Source organism: Natronomonas sp., from assembly GCF_028274965.1.
Lineage (GTDB): Archaea > Halobacteriota > Halobacteria > Halobacteriales > Haloarculaceae > Natronomonas.
The window spans coordinates 60,419-76,273 of sequence record NZ_JAQCNO010000071.1 but is presented as its reverse complement, the minus strand read 5'-3'; the positions used below and the strand labels follow the sequence as shown (position 1 = coordinate 76,273).

The window sequence follows — 15,855 nt, the reverse complement described above, 5'->3', positions numbered from 1 at the left end:
CTGTTCCTGTCTTTGCCCCGCGGGCGCTCCCGGGAGCGCCGATCAGTGCTTGAACGCCCGCCGTCCGGTGAACGCCATCGCGATGTCGCGGTCGTTCGCGGCCGCGATGACGTCGTCGTCGTTGACCGACCCGCCGGGCTGGACGACGGCTTCGATGCCGGCGTCGGCCGCCACCTCGATGCCGTCCGGGAACGGAAAGAAGGCGTCCGAGGCCATCACCGCGCCCGCCGCCTCTTTGCCCTCGGCGTGCTCGTCGGCCTTCATCGCCGCCAACCGGACGGCGTCGACCCGGGAGACCTGTCCCATCCCAACGCCGACCGTCTCCGTGCCGTCGGCAAAGAGGATCGCGTTCGACTTGACGTGTTTGATCGTCCGCCAGGCGAACGCCATCGTCTCGAGTTGCGCCGCCGTCGGCTCCCGGTCGGTCGGGATCTTGAGGTCGTCGGGGTCGATCGATTGGGCGTCCCGCTGTTGGACGAGCCGCCCCCCGACGAGGTCGCTCTCGACGAGCGCGTCGGCCGCGACCGCGAGGTCGGCGTCCGCCCCGACGTCCAACACCCGCAGGTTATCCGATCCGAAGAGCACCTCGAGCGCCGCGTCGGTGTACCCCGGCGCGACGACGACCTCCTTGAACGAGTCGGTGATCGCCTCGGCGGTGGCGGCGTCACACCGCCGGTTCACGGCGACGATGCCGCCGAAGGCGCTCATCGGGTCCGTCGAGAGGGCGTCGGCGTACGCCGCCGACAGCGACCCGGCGGTCGCACAGCCGGCCGGGTTCGCGTGCTTGATGACCGCCGCGGCCGGCTCGTCGAACTCAGAGACGAGAGAGAGCGCGGCGTCGGCGTCGTTGTAGTTGTTGTACGACAGCGCCTTGGCGCCCTCGTTCCGCTGGGCGGCGTCGACCACGCTCGGGGCATCGCTCGTCCGGTCGACGTAGACGGCGGCGTCCTGGTGGGGGTTCTCGCCGTATCTGAGCTCGCGGCCGCGGTCGTCGCTCCCGAAGCGACGCGCGGGGAACGCCCCGCCGCCGTCGCCCTCGACCGCGACCGTCCCGTCGGCGACGGTGACGCGCCCCTCCGCGAACCACTCGATCGCGCGGGGGTAGGCGCTGAACTCCGCCTCGGACCGAACGCGCCGCTCGAGGTCGGCCGCGTCGTCGTCCGCGTAGACCGGGACCGGCTCCTGGGTGACGATCGGGCCGCCGTCGACGGTCTCGTTGACGACGTGGACGGTGCAGCCGCTCACCGAGACGCCGGCCTCGAGGACCCGCTCGTGGGCGTCCAGCCCGGGAAACGACGGCAGCAGCGACGGGTGGACGTTCAGCGTCGTCGGCGCCGCGTCGAGAAACGTCTCCGTCAGGATCCGCATGTAGCCGTCGAGACAGACGAGATCGACGTCGTACGCCGACAGCCGATCGAGGATCCGCTTTTCGTGGTCCGCCCGCGTCTCATCTGTGCCCCGCTCGACGACCTCCGTCGGCACGCCGCGCTCGGCCGCCGCCCCGAGGACGGGCGCGTCCTCCTCGTTCGACACCACGACGGCGACGCTCGCGCCGCCGGGGGCCGCGTCTGCGATGCGTAACAGGTTCCGACCGCGGTTCGACGCCATACCGGCGAGTTGCATGCGCGGAACGGCCGCCGCCGAACGCAAAGTAGTTGCGGTTGTTGCCCCGTCGGTGCCGCGAGAGCGCGTTTCAGCCGCGCTCTCGTGCGTTCGAGCGGCGCGTGTGCGTGTGCGGGATCGCCTCACAACAGCGCCTCCAGTCGGCCGCGGTGAAACGTCACGGCCGCGGTCCCCTGGCGCTCGGGGTACCCCGGACGGGTCACCTCGCCGTCGCCGTCGACCACCGAGCGGACCGTCGCGACGAGTCGGTCCGCCCGCCGCACCGTCGTGACCGGCCGGACCGAGGCGTAGCCCGCCCGAAACGCCCGCCGGAGCGGCTCGGGATCCTCGACGTACCACTCGCAGACGAGCCGCTCGGCCTTCGCGACCGCGAGGCCGGCACCCGCCGCGAGGGGGCCGCCCCAGTCGAGAAACGCGGCGATCTCCCCGTCGGCCACCACCGCGTTCCCCGGGCGCAGGTCCCACGGGAACAGCCGCGGCGTCGGGTCCGCCGGCGGTCCGGCCCGCTCTATCGCCTCGGCGAGCGGCCGCTTGAGGTCCTCGAAACACGGCGGCAGCGCGTCGATCCCGGCCTCGGCGTACGCCTCGAACCACCGACCGTACGCCCCGGCTCCCGCGTCCGCCCCCGTTGGGACCAACCCGCCGTCGCCGGCCGCGAGGCTCCCGTACCGATCGAACCCGAACGCGTCGTGTACCGCCCCGAGCGCCCACCCGAACCGCCGCGCGATCAGCGTTTGCGCCGCGGGCCCGAGCGCCCCGAACCGCTTGTGGAGGTTCTCCCCCTCGACGTGCTCTGTCACCCGGTAGCGACAGTTCCCGATCCGCCCCGCCTCGAGCACATCCGGCACCGGCACCGCCGTTCGGGCGCCGATCTCGCGGGCCAGCCGCGTTTCGGCCCTCGAGGCCGCCGGATCGTCCGAACACTGCAGGACGAGGCGCTCGCCGTCGTCGAAGGTCACGATCGCCGTCTCCTCGCTGTTTCCCTCGACCGGACGGCAGACCGACGCCACGGGCCGCCCGGGGGCGACCCGCCCGAGCGCGGCTTCGATCCGGCTCATCCGTCCCCGTCGAGCACCCTCTCGATTTCGGCCGGTGAGTCGATCACGTACTCCGGGTCGTACGGCGCGGGTTCGACATCGGCCTCCGGTCGACACCACGCCACCTCGAGGCCGGCGTTCTGTGCGCCGGCGACGTCGTACTCGAGGGAGTCGCCGACGTACAGCGCCTCCGACGCCGTGACCGAGAGCGACCCGAGCGCCCGCTCGAAGGGCTCGCGGTTCGGCTTGCGCCGCCGGAGATCGGCCGCGTACACCGTCGTTTCGAACGCGTCCCCGAACGGCAACGCGTCGAGTTTCGTCCGCTGTCGGCTCCGCGGCCCGTTCGTCAACAGCCCCACCGGACCGACGCGTCCCGCCGCCTCGATCGCCTCGATCGCCCCCTCGGTCGGCCGAACCCGCGCGTTGTCGATCGTCTCGAGGATGCCGCGGGCAAGCCCTCTCGCGTCGGTCGGCGCTCGGCCGTGTTTGGCGGCGACGATCGCAAACCCCGCGGCGAAGTACCCGACCCGATCGTCGTGGTCCGGCGGCTCGGCGAGGGCGGCCCACAGCTCCCCCGGTTCGCCGAACGGTTCGACCGCGGCGGCCTCGAACGCGCCGGCGTATACCGCTGCCGCCGACTGCGTCCGCTCACAGAGGGTCCCGTCGAGATCGAAGAGGACGGCGCTGAACGACACGCCCGCGTTAGGCTCCCGACGATCAAAACGCTCCCGGCGCACGCCCCGACGCCCGCCTCGGCCGCCGACCGGTATCCTTTTTCAGCGGCTCCACCCAATCGTAGCCATGACCGATCGGGGACCACTGTACGCCGTTTCGCCGCTCGACGGCCGCTACGCCCGGTACACGGAACCGCTCACGGCGTACGCGAGCGAGGCGGCGCTCATGCGCGCCCGCGTCGAGGTCGAGGTCGAGTACCTCATCGCGCTCTCGGAGCTCGATGCGACGCCGCTGACGCTCTCCGACCGGACCCGGGGCGACCTCCGGGGGCTGTACGACGGCTTCGACGCCGAGGACGCCTCGAGTATCAAGCGGCTCGAAACCGACGGCCACGCCGGCTACGCGGCGACGAACCACGACGTCAAGGCGGTCGAGTACTTCCTCCGGCTGCACCTCCCCGACGAGGCCGAACAGGGTCCGTGGGTCCACTTCGGCCTCACGAGCGAGGACGTCAACAACCTCGCCCACCGGCTGCTCGTCGGCCCGGCGATCGAGGAGGTGCTCGTCCCCGAGATCAGATCGGTGCGCGACGCCCTCGCCGCCGACGCCCGCGAACACAGGGCCGTCCCGATGCTCGCACGGACCCACGGCCAGCCGGCGACGCCGACCACGTACGGCAAGGAACTCGCCGTCTACGCCGCCCGGCTCGGACGGGCGCTCGGGCGGCTCGAGGCCGCAACAGGGGAGCTTTCGGGCAAACTCGCCGGCGCGTCGGGCACCTACGCCGCCCACCGAACGGCGTACCCCGACGTCGATTGGCGGGCGTTCTCGCGGTCGTTCGTCGCCTCGCTCGGGCTCGAACACACCCCGCTCTCGACGCAGGTCAACCCCTGTGACGATCTCGCGGCGCTGTTCGATGCGCTCCGCGGCGTCAACAACGTCCTCCGGGACCTCGATCTCGACGTGTGGCTCTACGTCTCCGATCGGTACCTCGGGCAGGACGCCGCCGCCGGCGAGACCGGGTCCTCGACGATGCCGCACAAGGTCAACCCGATCGACTTCGAGAACAGCGAGGGCAACCTCTCGAAGGCGAACGCCGATCTCACGTTTCTCGCCGACTACGTCACCACCTCCCGGCTCCAGCGGGACCTCTCGGACTCGACGGTCAAGCGGAACGTCGGGTCGGCGCTCGGGCACTGCCTGATCGCCTACGAGAAGACCCGAGCCGGCCTCGAGAAGGTGACGCCGAACGAGGCCGTCATGCGCGAGGACCTCGAGGCGAACCCCGAGGTGATCGGCGAGGCCGTCCAGACGATCCTCCGCCGCGAGGGCGACACCGACGCCTACGAGCGCATCAAGGAACTCACCCGGGGGCGACGCGCGACGCTCGAGGACTTCAGGGCGCTGTTCGAGGACCTCGACGTCGACGAGGACGTCCGGGCGGAACTCGCCGACCTGACGCCCGCCGGCTACACCGGACTCGCCGACGACCTCGTCGACGAACTCGATGAGGGCCCCGGGTAGCGCTCCGGTGCGCTCCCGTCCCCGTCCCCGCCTCTGCCGGATCGCTTCGGCCGACCGACATCCGGCGGCGACGCCTCACCGATCGCCGGGGGCCTCGTCCTCCAGTCGCGTCAGGTCCGCGAACGTCTCCCGGCGGCGGGTGACGCGCTCGTCGCCGCCGTCGATCGCCACCTCCGCCGGCTTCGGCTGTGAGTGAAACTGGCTCGCGAGGTTGATGCCGTAGGCCCCGACGTTGCCGATCGCGAGTACGTCCTTCGCCTCCGGACGGGGGATCGGGCGGTCCGTACAGAACACGTCCGCGCTCGTACACAGCGGCCCGCCGACGCTTGACTCGACGGCCTCGCGGTCGCCGCCGGTCACGTTCCGGATGTGGTGATAGGAGTCGAACATCGCCGGGCGGACCAGCGCCGTGAGGCCGGCGTCGACGCCGACGACGCGCGTCTGGGGGGTCTCCTTGATCGTGTTCACGCGGGTCAAAAGCGCGCCGGCGTCGGCGACGAGATACCGACCGGGCTCGACGGCGATCGTCGCGTCCACGTCCGCGGTCACCTCCCGAACCATCGCCGCGGCGGCCTCGATGTCAAGGGGCGGTTCCTCGGGGCGGTACGGGACGCCGAACCCGCCGCCGAGGTCGAGGAACTCCATGTCGCCGATCCGCTCGGCCAGCGCCGCGACCTTCCGCAGCGCGCGGCGGTGTTCGTCCAGGTCCGCCGACAGCACGCCGCTTCCGACGTGGGCGTGGAGGCCGACGAACTCGAAGCGGTCGCGGGCCGGGTCGACGAGGTCGGCCACCTCGTCGTACGGCACGCCGAACTTCGCGTCCTTGCCGGTCGCGACCTTCTCGTGGTGGCCGGTCCCGATCCCGGGGTTGACGCGGATCGACAGCCGCCCGTCGAAGCCGCGCTCCGCGAGCCGATCGAGCGTCATCGGCGCGCCGGCCGTGACGGTCAACTCGGGGGCGTCCTCCCAGAGATCGACCGCGTAATCGAGGTCGGCGTCGGGCGGGTTGACGGCGGTGTACTGGAGGTCCTCGGGGGCGACGCCGGCCGCGAGCGCCCGGTGGAGTTCGCCCGCCGCCGCGCACTCGACGTCCGCGCCGGCGTCGTACAGCGTCCGGATGACCGCCCGTCCGGTGTTGGCCTTCGCGGCGTACATGACGTGGGCGAACCCGAACGCCGAACTGAACCGCTCGAAGTTCTCCCGGATCCGATCGTGGTCGGTGACGTACAGCGGCGTGCCGTACTCGGCGGCGAGGCGTTCGAGACGCTCGCCGTCCCAGTCCGCGAGCCGCTTGACGGCCGCGGTGTCGACGAGACTCATTACCGGTACAGGGGGGCGGCCGGTAACAAGGGTTCCGCTTCCGGCCCCCGAGCTCTCGCCTCGCCCGCCGGCGGGGCGCGCTCACTCCGCCGAGGGGATCCGGATCCGGACGCTGTTGCCGCCGTAGGCGCTCGACTCGAAGGACAACTCGCCGCCGAGGCGCTCGGCCGTCCACTTGACGAGCCACAGCCCGATCCCTTTGCTGTGTCGCAGCGGCGTGATGTCCGCCTCGCCGGTCACGATCCGGCGCTGGGAGGCCGGGATCGCCGGGCCGTCGTCCTCGACGCAGACGTCGATCCAGCCGTCGGCGGCCCGCTCGATCCGAACCCCGACGATCGGGTCCGGCGCTGGGTTGTGCTCGACGGCGTTCTCGAGGAGGCTCTCGACGGCGATCCGGAGGTCCTGCGTCGCGCGGACGTCCGCCGAGGCGGGCAGTTCCTCGCGCACGTCCGCCCCGGGGTGGCTCCGGCGACAGTCCGCCAGGCAGTCCCGCAACAGCGGCACGCAGTCCATCGATCCCCCGACGTCGCGGGCCTCGGTGAGGTGTCGGATCCGCGTCGCCTCCTCGGCGAGTTTCCGGAGCGCCTCGGCCTCCCGCTCGACCGTGGCGGCGGCCCGCGCCGACTCCTCTGTCCGGTCGTCCACCTCAGCCAACAGCCGCGAGGTGTTCCCCGCGATGGTCGTCGCCCGGTTCCGGAGGTTGTGCCGAAGCACCCGGTTCAACACGTCCAATCGCCGCTCTTGGCGCGTGATGTCCGTCAGGTCGGTGTAGACGGCGAACCCGTCGGTCCGGCCCTCCTCCGGCGGGATCGGGATCCCGCGGTACAGGAACTCCCGGAGCCCGTCGGCCGTCTGTCGCCGGACGCGCCGGTAGTTGATCTCGCCGTCGTCGGTCTGCTCGTCGAGCGCCGACGCCTCGTCGGCGAGCCACTCCGGAACGATGTGCTCGTTCAGCGACCCCCCGACGACGGCCGCCCTCTCGTAGCCGAAGCAATCGACGAACGCCCGATTGACGTCCCGTACCACCGGCTCGCCGTCGAGTAGCTCGAACTCGACGACCGCGTCGTGGATGTGCTCGACCAGGTGCTCCCACCGGTTCTCGGCGCCCCGTTTCGCGGCGCGTTTTTCCGTCCTCTCGTCGCGTGACTCGTTTCTCATCCGTCCGAACACCACCGGCTTGTTATCCATCGGATATAACTCTTTCAGCCGTAACATCCCGAAACACCGACGGGGTTCGACGCCGATCCGTCGACCGAAGATCTCAATAAGACTACGATCGTTCGGTTTCGACCCGCCGGTCCGAACGGCCGAACGGACGTTCCAAGACACACATACAGGTGTTCTCCCCCGACGAACGCCGGAAACGGCCCGCCGGAGGCTCTTGCGTCGGTTTTCGGCCGCCGTTACATGTACGCGGCGTCCCAGCGGGTCGGTTTCATCTGGTTGCCGCACTCCTCACACGAGAGCCGGCCCATCGTGTCCATCGACGTGACGAGCGAGTCGCAGGACCCGCAGTAGTAGCTGTAGCGGTTCTCGCGCTCCTCGTCGGTGTAGACGGTAAAAAAGGGACCCGAGGATCCCCGATCGGAGTCGCCCCTGTCGATGTAGAGTTCGCGGTCGTCGACGACGATCGGCCGGAGCTCGATGTCCTCCTCGTCGACGTAGATGTTCTCCACGAACGCGGTCCCGTCGATCTCGACGGTCCCCTCACCGACCTTCCGGAGGCCGCGGTTCTGCCAAAAGCGGTTCCCGCCGGAGTTCATCGAGAGGACGAGCCCGCGGATCGCCTCCGCGCCGGCCGCCTCGAGCCGCTCGCGGGTCGCCTCGTAGAGCTCCTGGCCGATCCCCTCGCCGCGGTGCATCGCGGCGACGTGGAGCCAGTGGATGTCGCCGCGGTCCTCGACGAGCACGCTCTCGGAGAAGGCGACCGGCTCGCCGTCGACCTCGGCGACGAGGATCAACACGTCGTCGTCCCCGAGCGTCTCGACAAAGTTGTCGACCCCGTACCACTGTATGATCGCGCTCTCGATCGTGCTCGGGCTCAGCGAGTACGACGCCTCCATCGATCGCAGGGCGATCGAACGGATCGCCGAACCGTCGTCGGTCGTGGCTTCGCGTATTTCCATACGGACCGTACGGCGCCCGATCTAATAAAACCGGACACAACCCCTCGCCGGCGCGTTCGCCCGGGCTCAGCGCTCGGTCTCGCCGTTTCGGTACCGCTCCGGGACGTACTTCGAGAGCGCCCCGGGAACGACCCCGAAGACGACCGGCGCGAGTTCGGCCAGGTACCGACGGAGGAGGGTGTAGGACGCGCCGACCCCGACCGCGACGAGGACGATCGCGTCGTAGGGCCACCCGACGAGGAGATACAGCGGGACCGCGACCGTCGCCGCGAGCGCCAGATCGCCCGGCGAGCCGTCATACGAGACGAGCCGCCTGGGCTTGATCCACTCGCCGCTGACGTGGTCGTACACCGCCCGCCGGGAGTTGCCCTCCCAGGGCCGGAGCTCGAGGCCGCTCCCGTAGACGTCCATCCGGCAGTGCGCCGCCGCCGCGGCGATCCCGACGGCGAGCCCGACCGACACCGGCGCCGTCACAGCGACGGCGACGACGGCGGCGACGACGGCGGCGACCGGATACAGCGTCGGAAAGTGCAGCGTGCGTCGGTGCCCGGAGTACAGATCGAGATCGGGGAACACCCCGCCGAGGAGCCCGCCGGCGAGCGCCGCGGGGGCGAGCTCCGGGGCGAAGACGGCGATCGGGAGCCCGAGCGCCATCCCGACCAGCGCGTGGGTCGGCAGCATCATGGCTCTGTTCGCGTCGCGTCGGAACGCATCGGTCCGGGGTAGGCGGGTAGGGCGTATATCTCCGTCGCCGATCGCGGCGGTCCGGCGGCCCTTCGGAGCCGCTCAAAACTCGGTGCAGACCGGGATCCCGACCGTGTCGTACCCTCCGACCCGACCGGATTAAACGTTGAGACGGCATCCGACCCGACCCACCGTTTTCGAGCGGTACGGCGTCGATAAAACCTTAACACCGTTCCTGTCCAATCCCGGCACATGAGCGACAACGAGGGCCGGAAGAACCTTCGTATGCCCGACGACGACGAGGTGTTCGCCGTCGTCACGAACATGCTCGGGGCCAACCGCGTCCGCGTCAGGTGCATGGACGGCACCGAGCGCACCGCCCGCATCCCGGGGCGGATGCAAAAGCGGATCTGGATACGCGAGGACGACGTCGTCCTCGTCGAACCCTGGGACTGGCAGGACGAGAAGGCCGACGTCGTCTGGCGCTACGAGAAATCCGAGGCCGACCAGCTCCGCTCGGAAGGCCACATCACCGACAGCGTCTGAGGCCGCGAACCTCCGGGCGGGTCGGTTCGGGCGCGGACGCCCCCGGCGACGCCGAGCGCGGCGATTCCGCGCCGCTTTTGATCCCCAGCGCCGATCGAAGGGTATGGGAACCCGGGAACTCATCGACGCGCTACGGGCCGCCGACGCGGTGCGGTTCGGCGAGTTCGAGCTCTCACACGGCGGCACCTCCGAGTACTACGTCGACAAGTACGTCTTCGAGACGAACCCGCGGTGTCTGCGGCTGATCGCGGCGGCGTTCGCCGACGAGGTCGGGGAGACGACGCTCGCCGGCGTCGCCCTCGGCGCGGTCCCGCTGGTGGCGGCGACGGCCGTCGAGACCGACACGCCGTACCTCATCGTCAGAAAGGATCAAAAGGAGTACGGCACCGGGAACCGGATCGAGGGCGAGTTCGATCCCGGCGAGGAGGTGGTCGTCCTCGAGGACGTCGCGACCACCGGCCGGAGCGCCCTCGACGCCGTCGAGGCGCTGCGGGAGGCGGGGGCGACCGTCGAGCGCGTCGTCGTTGTCGTCAACCGCGAGGAGGGCGCCCGCGACACGCTCGCCGAACACGACGTCGAACTCGACGCGCTCGTGACCGCGAGCGAGCTGCTCGAGGACCGGGGGTGAGAGACACCGAAGTGTTCATGCCCGTGGGGTAAGCCACTGCAACGCATGAACCGCTCGGAGAAGGCCGCCCTCCAGTTGCGTTCACTCGACGTGTTACGCGCGCTGAAGCGGACCCGAACCTACGAGGAACTCGCCGCCGAAACGGGGCTGCCCGCCGGGGACCTGAACCGCTACGTGAACGGACACGTCCTCCCGAGCGAGGACCGCGCCCGGGAGATCGTCGAGGGCGCCGGGCGGGACCTACTCGTCGCCGAACTCGACGAGCGGATCGTCGTCGACGACGACGGGTACGTCGACAACTCGCGGCTCGTCTTCGATCGGTCGTTTCTCTCTCTCGTTGCGCCCGTCGCCGCCCGGACGCTCGGGGTCGAGTCCCCCGACGCCGTCCTGACCGCGGCCACGGACGGGATCACGCTTGCGGCGGCGATGGCGGAGTACTTCGGGGGCCGCTGCGTGTACGCAAAGCAGTCCAGAGAGACCGCGGTCGAGGAGTTTATCGAGGTCAGGCGGCGGCTCGAATCCGGCATCGAGATCGACTATTACCTCCCGGCGAACGCGATCTCGCCGGGCGAATCCGTCCTCATCGTCGACGACCTCATCCGGTCCGGCGAGACGCAGGAACTGCTCTTGGAGATCGCGGCGGCAGCCGACGCGGACGTGACCGGCGTGTTCGCCCTCATCGCGGTCGGCGAGGAGGGCACCGCCCGCGCGCGCTCGCACACCGACGCGCCGGTCGGCGCGCTGCTTTCACTCGAGTGAACCGCCGAACCGCTCCGATCGCTCCGATCCCGTGTCGCACCCGACAGCGGCCGCCGGCGTCGCGTCACTCGGCGTCCGGACTGTAGGCGTGCTCCCGAAGCGTGTCCAGCGACACCGTGTCGAGCACCGCCTCGTTCGTCGCCTCTAAGACGACCGGCGGGACCGTCGTCTCGGGGAGTCGCTCCTCGCGCGTCGCCTCGAGCGCCTCGACCCACCGGCCGAGACAGAGACACCAGCGGTCCCCCGGCGTCAGCCCGGGGAACTGAAACTCCGGACGAGGGGTCGTCAGGTCGTTTCCCTGTGCTTTGCTGAACTCGAGGAAGTCGGCCGTCATCACCGCACAGAGCTCGTGACGCCCCCGGTCTCGGGGGTGGGTGTTACAACAGCCGTCCCGTTCGAACCCGGTCGTCGGGTCCCTGTTGCAGGCGTCGAGGTCCCCGCCGAGGACGTTCCGTTCTGTCATACCGATAGTAGGGCCGCCGGGCGGATAGTGATTTCCGTCCCCGAGGGTTCATTTCGCGAGCCGCCGTACCGGCGAGCATGAACGTCGGGATCGTCGCCGACACGCACGACAACGTTCCGGCCGCCGAGGCCGCGATGGACCGCTTCGAGGAGGCGGGCGCCGAGTGTGTGATCCACTGCGGGGACTTCGTCGCCCCGCCGTTGATCCCCGCTCTCGACCGCGACGGCGTTGCGGTCCACGCCGTCCGGGGCAACAACGACGGCGAGCGGGAGGGGCTCCGCGACGCCTTCGAGGATCTCGAGGGCGGGACGCTCCACGGGCGGTTCGCCGAGTTGCGCCTCGACGACCGGACGTTCGCCGTCGTCCACGGCGAGGACCGTCCCGTCGTCGAGGCGCTTGCGTCCTCGGGGGCGTACGACTACGTCGTCCACGGCCACTGGCACGTCCACGAGAAACGGTCGGTCGGCGACGCGGTCGTCGTCAACCCCGGCGCGCACTTCCCGACCGTCCCCGCGGAGCACCGGACCGTCGCGGTCGTCAACACCGACGACGACACCGTCGCGTTTCACGGCGTCGACGCCTCCGTATGACCGCCGACGTCCGACCCGCCGGCCTCGAGGACACCGACGCCATCGCCGCGGTCGCGGAGGACGCGTGGTACGCCGCCTACGGCGGCTTTCTCGATCCCTCGACGATCGCCGCCGCGCTCGAGGCGTACTACGACCCGAGCATCCTCGAGGCGGCCGTCGCCGAGGACGCGATCGGGTTCTACGTCGCCGTCGAGGAGGGGGAGGGCGTCGTCGGCTTCGCGAGCGTCGAACGGACGTGGGCCGACGAGGCCGAACTCCACACGCTCTATGTCCACCCGGACCGCTGGGGCGATGGGATCGGCTCGGCGCTGTTAGAGCGGGCGACCGAGCGGGCCGTGGCACAGGGGGTCGATCGGGTCGCCTGCGGCGTCCTCGCCGACAACGCGGTCGGCGTCGGGTTCTTCGAGTCCCGCGGGTTCGAGCGGGGTCGAACGACCGACGCGGAGATCGCGGGCGAGCGCCACCCGGAGTTGGGGTTCGAACGGCGCGTGTAACCGCGGGTCCGCGCCGGTCCGTCAACGAACGCTTAACAGTACGGATCACGAACCCGACGGTATGAAACACGTCACTGTCCCGAACGACCGGATCGGAGTGCTCATCGGCGAGGGGGGTGAGACGATGCGCGAGATCGAGTCCCGCGCCGAGGTCCGACTCGACATCGACTCCGAGACCGGTTCGGTCCGCGTCGAATCGGTCGGCGACCCGATACTCGGGCTGAAGGGCCCCGACATCGTCAAGGCGATCGGCCGGGGGTTCTCCCCGGAGGCCGCCTTCCGGCTGTTGGACGACGACATGCAGCGGTTCGAACTCGTCGACATCGAGGCCGCGACCCGGAACAAGAAGGATCTCAAGCGCAAGAAGGGGCGACTCATCGGTGAGAACGGCCGGACGCGGGAACTGATGGCCGAACTCAGCGGCGCGGACGTCGTCATCTACGGGACGACGCTCGGGATCATCGGGTCGCCCGAACAGACCGACGCCGTCCGCAGCGCCGCCGAGATGATCCTCGACGGCGCGCCCCACGGCGCGGTGTACTCCTTTCTCGAGCGCCGCCACAACGAGATGCGCTCGAACGACATCGAGTACCACCGGTTCCCGGACGGATCGCCGTCGGCCTGAGCGCGCGCCGACGCGCCGCGGGTCCGCATCCGACTACCCCTCCGTCTCCCCCGGCCCTCCGGACCCCTCGTCCGCGTAGGAAACGCCCGACACGACGATCCGCGGGCCGTCGGCCTCCGGGTCCGCCTCGATGGACCACCCGTGGAGGTTCGCGAGCGTCCACGCGTTCGCCAGGATTATGCGCGCGTTCTCCCCGGTTTCTACACCGTACTCGAAGAGCTTCCCGCGCTCGGACGTGAGAAACCGCTCGCCGTCGCTTCCGACCGCGAACCCCTCCTCAAGCACCTCGACGGAGACCGTCGATGCGCCGCGCCCGTCGTGGAGCCGAAAGAGGTGTCTGAACAGTTCGCCACAGCGCGTCCTGTCGGCGACGATCGGACGCTCGCGCCCGCCGATCACCTCGACGGTCCCGCCGAAAGAGCCCTTCGCGTCGTCGATGATCGACCCGATCGGGTGCGGTTCCGTGTCGGTGATCGGCGTCCCGTACTCCATGATCGAAATGAGGTCGTCGACCACGCCCTCCATCCGTTCGACGGCCGCGAGGGCGGTCCCGATCGAGTCGTTCTCGCCCGCGCCGGGCGGCGCGGCGCGCCCCCCCGTGTCGGCCGCGGCGGAGACGCCGCCCGGCTCTCCGCGTTCGACGGCGCCGGGGAGGTCCGGATCCGGCCTGCCGGCCTCCTCGCCGAGTAGCTCCAAGTTCCCGCGAACGATCGCCAGCGGGTTGCGGAGTTCGTGCGCCATCGCTTCGGTGAGGTTTTCGAGGTGTGCGGTCTGCTGTTCGAGGTGGTCCCGCTGTCTCTCGAGGTCGGTCACGTCCGAGAGCACGATCGCGCGACCGATCGGCGCCGACCCCAGGGTTATCACCGACCGGTTGAGGAGGTAGTACCGCGTTTTGCCGTCCCGCACGATCCCGATGCGATCCCCGTGTTCGGCCTCTGTGACCGACGGGGCGACGCCGGCGAGGGGGTCCCCGAGGCTCCCGGCCACCTCCGGAAACAGCTCGCGGGCGCGTTCGTTGTACTCGACGAGGCGCTCGGAGCTGTCGACGATCAACACGGGGTCGGCGAGCCGTTCGACGAGCTGTCTGCGCCCCGGCGCGCGGACCGAGAGGAAACTCTCCGTTGCGACCGAGACGACGCCGACGGCGAAAACCGCCGCGCCGATCGGCTCGTAGAACAACAGCAGGAGCGACCTATCGCTGACGACCGCCAGTAGCTTCGGCACGACCGGAAGCGCGATCGCGACCGTCAACAGCCCGATCTTCAGCGAGTTGAACCGGGAGGCGAAGTACAGCTCGAAGAGCACGTACAGCCCGACCGCCGACCCGGTGTAGGCGACCGCGGTGACGACCCAGTAGAACGCCCCGGCCTCCGGGGCGAAGTGCACGAACGGGTCGTCTGCGAGCGCCGGGACGAAGTAGGCGTGGTGTATCGGGTTGGTGAGCTTGATCGAACTGACGAGGAGAAACACGCCCGCAGCGGCCGCCTGTATCCGCCGGTCGCGGTGGTAGCCCCGGCCGGCGTACGCCGAACAGAACCACAGCCACGCGAAGACGGTGCCGAACCCGAACACGAGCCCGACGGTGTAGACCGCGCTCATGACCCGCAGCGACGGCGCGACGAACAGCGCCGCCCCCGAGACGCCCCAGATCCCCGTCGCCGCGAGAAACACCCGCAGGGGACGGCCGATCTCCGGTTCGCCGAGCGTGCGCGTCCGCACGGCGCCGAAAAAACAGCCGGCTGCCGCGAGGACGAAAAGCGCAACGTACCCCGCCTGCAGCGGATTCACGCGCTGAGCTACGAACAGCACGCAATAAAACATTCCGCCTGGTGCGGCTACCCGAGACCGAAGCGTGAGAACGCGCCCGGCGGCCGCAGTGGAGCATAACGGTTCGCGTGGGCGCGGACGCGATCGGTCATGCCTCGCCGCGGATCACCGCCGCGGCCCTCTCGGCGATCATCATCGTCGGCGCGTTCGTGTCCCCGCCGACGAGCCGCGGCATCACCGACGCGTCGACGACGCGGAGCCCCTCGACGCCGCGAACACACAGTCGGTCGTCGACGGCGGCGCCCTCGCCGTCACCCATTGTGCAGGTCCCGACCGGGTGGTAGATGGTGTGTGCGCCCTTCCGGACGTGGGCCTCGGTCTCGGCGTCGGTTTCGACGTCCCCGCCGGGCCAGCGTTCGGGGCCTCGGACGCCGTCGAAGCGCTCGCTTCGATTGAACTACGCCAGGACGTCCTCGTACCCCCACCCGTCGTTGCCGAGCGACGCCCAGCGGTCGTAGTCGCTCGGGTGGCCCCCGACGTACAGTATCGCGTTGATCGAACTCGACCCGCCGGGCGACTTCCCCCGCGGCCAGTACGGCTCCCGGCCGTTCATCTCCGGTTGGGTGACGGTGTCGTAGGCCCAATCGGCCCCGGACCCGAAGAGCTCAGAAAAGGCGACCAGCACGTCGATCTCGCGTTTCTCGTCCGGCGCCCCGGCCTCGAGCACGAGGACGGAGACGTCGCGGTCCTCGCTGAGTCTGGCGGCGAGCACGCAGCCCGCCGATCCGGTACCGACGATCACGTAGTCGTACGCCGCGGTCTTGGTTGTCATCGTCCCGCGTAGAGATGGGACAGGATAAACCGTCCGACGGCGCCCGAACGCCCGGCGCGCAATGTCATCGTATATATACGTTTCGTGTGTGCGTCTCTCATGGGTATCGGCGGCACGTCGGGTGGTTTCGGCCTCCCGGTTTCAGAAAAGTTTATATAGAAC

17 protein-coding genes and 1 pseudogene are annotated in these 15,855 nt (G+C 70.1%); 7 read left to right on the top strand and 11 right to left on the bottom strand.

Annotated elements, in window-relative coordinates:
- Nucleotides 1–42 precede the first annotated feature (42 nt).
- The 3 genes from purN to Q0916_RS11635 form a co-directional block, all read right to left on the bottom strand.
- Nucleotides 43–1,623: a phosphoribosylglycinamide formyltransferase gene (gene purN / locus Q0916_RS11645; protein ID WP_299237438.1), complete on the bottom strand. Its 1,581-nt coding sequence runs from the start codon at nucleotides 1,621–1,623 to the stop codon at nucleotides 43–45.
- Between the two features lie 122 nt (nucleotides 1,624–1,745).
- Nucleotides 1,746–2,681 (bottom strand): phosphotransferase family protein, encoded by a 936-nt coding sequence (locus Q0916_RS11640; protein ID WP_299237437.1) that lies wholly within the window; start codon nucleotides 2,679–2,681, stop codon nucleotides 1,746–1,748.
- The gene (locus Q0916_RS11635) at nucleotides 2,678–3,355 is read right to left on the bottom strand and encodes an HAD family hydrolase (protein ID WP_299237436.1); all 678 of its coding nucleotides are present in this window, start codon (nucleotides 3,353–3,355) and stop codon (nucleotides 2,678–2,680) included. Before Q0916_RS11635 ends, Q0916_RS11640 begins: the two co-directional genes overlap by 4 nt.
- A gap of 106 nt (nucleotides 3,356–3,461) precedes the next feature.
- Between Q0916_RS11635 and purB the strand changes: the two genes are divergently transcribed.
- A complete protein-coding gene (gene purB, locus Q0916_RS11630; RefSeq protein WP_299237435.1) occupies nucleotides 3,462–4,859 on the top strand; it encodes an adenylosuccinate lyase in 1,398 nt (465 codons plus the stop codon).
- A 75-nt stretch (nucleotides 4,860–4,934) separates the two neighbouring features.
- Here the strand turns inward: purB and lysA are convergent, their stop codons facing one another.
- The 4 genes from lysA to Q0916_RS11610 form a co-directional block, all read right to left on the bottom strand.
- A complete protein-coding gene (gene lysA, locus Q0916_RS11625) occupies nucleotides 4,935–6,179 on the bottom strand; it encodes a diaminopimelate decarboxylase (RefSeq protein ID WP_299237434.1) in 1,245 nt (414 codons plus the stop codon).
- Nucleotides 6,180–6,260: 81 nt separating this feature from the next.
- Nucleotides 6,261–7,367 (bottom strand): sensor histidine kinase, encoded by a 1,107-nt coding sequence (locus tag Q0916_RS11620; protein WP_299237433.1) that lies wholly within the window; start codon nucleotides 7,365–7,367, stop codon nucleotides 6,261–6,263.
- Nucleotides 7,368–7,582: 215 nt separating this feature from the next.
- Nucleotides 7,583–8,305 carry a GNAT family N-acetyltransferase gene (locus Q0916_RS11615; RefSeq protein WP_299237432.1) on the bottom strand — a complete coding sequence of 241 codons (723 nt, stop codon included), beginning with the start codon at nucleotides 8,303–8,305 and terminating at the stop codon, nucleotides 7,583–7,585.
- 66 nt (nucleotides 8,306–8,371) lie between these two features.
- Nucleotides 8,372–8,989 (bottom strand): metal-dependent hydrolase, encoded by a 618-nt coding sequence (locus tag Q0916_RS11610; protein WP_299237431.1) that lies wholly within the window; start codon nucleotides 8,987–8,989, stop codon nucleotides 8,372–8,374.
- A gap of 252 nt (nucleotides 8,990–9,241) precedes the next feature.
- On the opposite strand from Q0916_RS11610, the gene eif1A reads away from it, so the two are divergent.
- The 3 genes from eif1A to Q0916_RS11595 all read left to right on the top strand — a co-directional run bounded on the left by eif1A (nucleotide 9,242) and on the right by Q0916_RS11595 (nucleotide 10,922).
- Nucleotides 9,242–9,535, top strand: a complete 294-nt coding sequence (gene eif1A / locus Q0916_RS11605; protein ID WP_299237430.1) for a translation initiation factor eIF-1A — start codon at nucleotides 9,242–9,244, stop codon at nucleotides 9,533–9,535.
- Nucleotides 9,536–9,638: 103 nt separating this feature from the next.
- Entirely contained in the window at nucleotides 9,639–10,163 is a 525-nt protein-coding gene (pyrE, locus tag Q0916_RS11600) for an orotate phosphoribosyltransferase (protein ID WP_299237429.1), read from the top strand.
- A gap of 45 nt (nucleotides 10,164–10,208) precedes the next feature.
- A complete protein-coding gene (locus Q0916_RS11595) occupies nucleotides 10,209–10,922 on the top strand; it encodes a phosphoribosyltransferase family protein (protein WP_299237428.1) in 714 nt (237 codons plus the stop codon).
- Between the two features lie 64 nt (nucleotides 10,923–10,986).
- Here Q0916_RS11595 and Q0916_RS11590 read toward each other — a convergent pair whose 3' ends face one another.
- Nucleotides 10,987–11,385: a DUF2237 family protein gene (locus Q0916_RS11590; protein ID WP_299237427.1), complete on the bottom strand. Its 399-nt coding sequence runs from the start codon at nucleotides 11,383–11,385 to the stop codon at nucleotides 10,987–10,989.
- A gap of 77 nt (nucleotides 11,386–11,462) precedes the next feature.
- On the opposite strand from Q0916_RS11590, the gene Q0916_RS11585 reads away from it, so the two are divergent.
- The 3 genes from Q0916_RS11585 (at nucleotide 11,463) to Q0916_RS11575 (ending at nucleotide 13,094) form a co-directional block, all read left to right on the top strand.
- The gene (locus tag Q0916_RS11585) at nucleotides 11,463–11,975 is read left to right on the top strand and encodes a metallophosphoesterase (RefSeq protein WP_299237426.1); all 513 of its coding nucleotides are present in this window, start codon (nucleotides 11,463–11,465) and stop codon (nucleotides 11,973–11,975) included.
- Entirely contained in the window at nucleotides 11,972–12,469 is a 498-nt protein-coding gene (locus tag Q0916_RS11580) for a GNAT family N-acetyltransferase (protein WP_299237425.1), read from the top strand. Before Q0916_RS11585 ends, Q0916_RS11580 begins: the two co-directional genes overlap by 4 nt.
- A gap of 61 nt (nucleotides 12,470–12,530) precedes the next feature.
- The gene (locus Q0916_RS11575) at nucleotides 12,531–13,094 is read left to right on the top strand and encodes a KH domain-containing protein (protein ID WP_299237424.1); all 564 of its coding nucleotides are present in this window, start codon (nucleotides 12,531–12,533) and stop codon (nucleotides 13,092–13,094) included.
- 33 nt (nucleotides 13,095–13,127) lie between these two features.
- Here the strand turns inward: Q0916_RS11575 and Q0916_RS11570 are convergent, their stop codons facing one another.
- The 3 genes and pseudogenes from Q0916_RS11570 to Q0916_RS11560 all read right to left on the bottom strand — a co-directional run bounded on the left by Q0916_RS11570 (nucleotide 13,128) and on the right by Q0916_RS11560 (nucleotide 15,693).
- On the bottom strand, nucleotides 13,128–14,882 hold the full coding sequence (locus Q0916_RS11570; RefSeq protein WP_299237423.1) for a histidine kinase N-terminal 7TM domain-containing protein: 1,755 nt from the start codon (nucleotides 14,880–14,882) through the stop codon (nucleotides 13,128–13,130).
- A 127-nt stretch (nucleotides 14,883–15,009) separates the two neighbouring features.
- Nucleotides 15,010–15,258, bottom strand: a pseudogene (locus tag Q0916_RS11565) (GMC oxidoreductase); the annotation flags it as partial.
- A 60-nt stretch (nucleotides 15,259–15,318) separates the two neighbouring features.
- A complete protein-coding gene (locus Q0916_RS11560) occupies nucleotides 15,319–15,693 on the bottom strand; it encodes a GMC family oxidoreductase N-terminal domain-containing protein (protein ID WP_299237422.1) in 375 nt (124 codons plus the stop codon).
- Nucleotides 15,694–15,855: the final 162 nt, after the last annotated feature.

Coding starts and splice junctions, on each gene's coding strand:
- purN (WP_299237438.1), bottom strand. CDS start 1,623: ATGCAACTCGCCGGTATGGCGTCGAACCGCGGTCGGAACCTGTTACGC.
- Q0916_RS11640 (WP_299237437.1), bottom strand. CDS start 2,681: ATGAGCCGGATCGAAGCCGCGCTCGGGCGGGTCGCCCCCGGGCGGCCC.
- purB (WP_299237435.1), top strand. CDS start 3,462: ATGACCGATCGGGGACCACTGTACGCCGTTTCGCCGCTCGACGGCCGC.
- lysA (WP_299237434.1), bottom strand. CDS start 6,179: ATGAGTCTCGTCGACACCGCGGCCGTCAAGCGGCTCGCGGACTGGGAC.
- Q0916_RS11620 (WP_299237433.1), bottom strand. CDS start 7,367: ATGGATAACAAGCCGGTGGTGTTCGGACGGATGAGAAACGAGTCACGC.
- Q0916_RS11615 (WP_299237432.1), bottom strand. CDS start 8,305: ATGGAAATACGCGAAGCCACGACCGACGACGGTTCGGCGATCCGTTCG.
- Q0916_RS11610 (WP_299237431.1), bottom strand. CDS start 8,989: ATGATGCTGCCGACCCACGCGCTGGTCGGGATGGCGCTCGGGCTCCCG.
- eif1A (WP_299237430.1), top strand. CDS start 9,242: ATGAGCGACAACGAGGGCCGGAAGAACCTTCGTATGCCCGACGACGAC.
- pyrE (WP_299237429.1), top strand. CDS start 9,639: ATGGGAACCCGGGAACTCATCGACGCGCTACGGGCCGCCGACGCGGTG.
- Q0916_RS11595 (WP_299237428.1), top strand. CDS start 10,209: ATGAACCGCTCGGAGAAGGCCGCCCTCCAGTTGCGTTCACTCGACGTG.
- Q0916_RS11590 (WP_299237427.1), bottom strand. CDS start 11,385: ATGACAGAACGGAACGTCCTCGGCGGGGACCTCGACGCCTGCAACAGG.
- Q0916_RS11585 (WP_299237426.1), top strand. CDS start 11,463: ATGAACGTCGGGATCGTCGCCGACACGCACGACAACGTTCCGGCCGCC.
- Q0916_RS11580 (WP_299237425.1), top strand. CDS start 11,972: ATGACCGCCGACGTCCGACCCGCCGGCCTCGAGGACACCGACGCCATC.
- Q0916_RS11575 (WP_299237424.1), top strand. CDS start 12,531: ATGAAACACGTCACTGTCCCGAACGACCGGATCGGAGTGCTCATCGGC.
- Q0916_RS11560 (WP_299237422.1), bottom strand. CDS start 15,693: ATGACAACCAAGACCGCGGCGTACGACTACGTGATCGTCGGTACCGGA.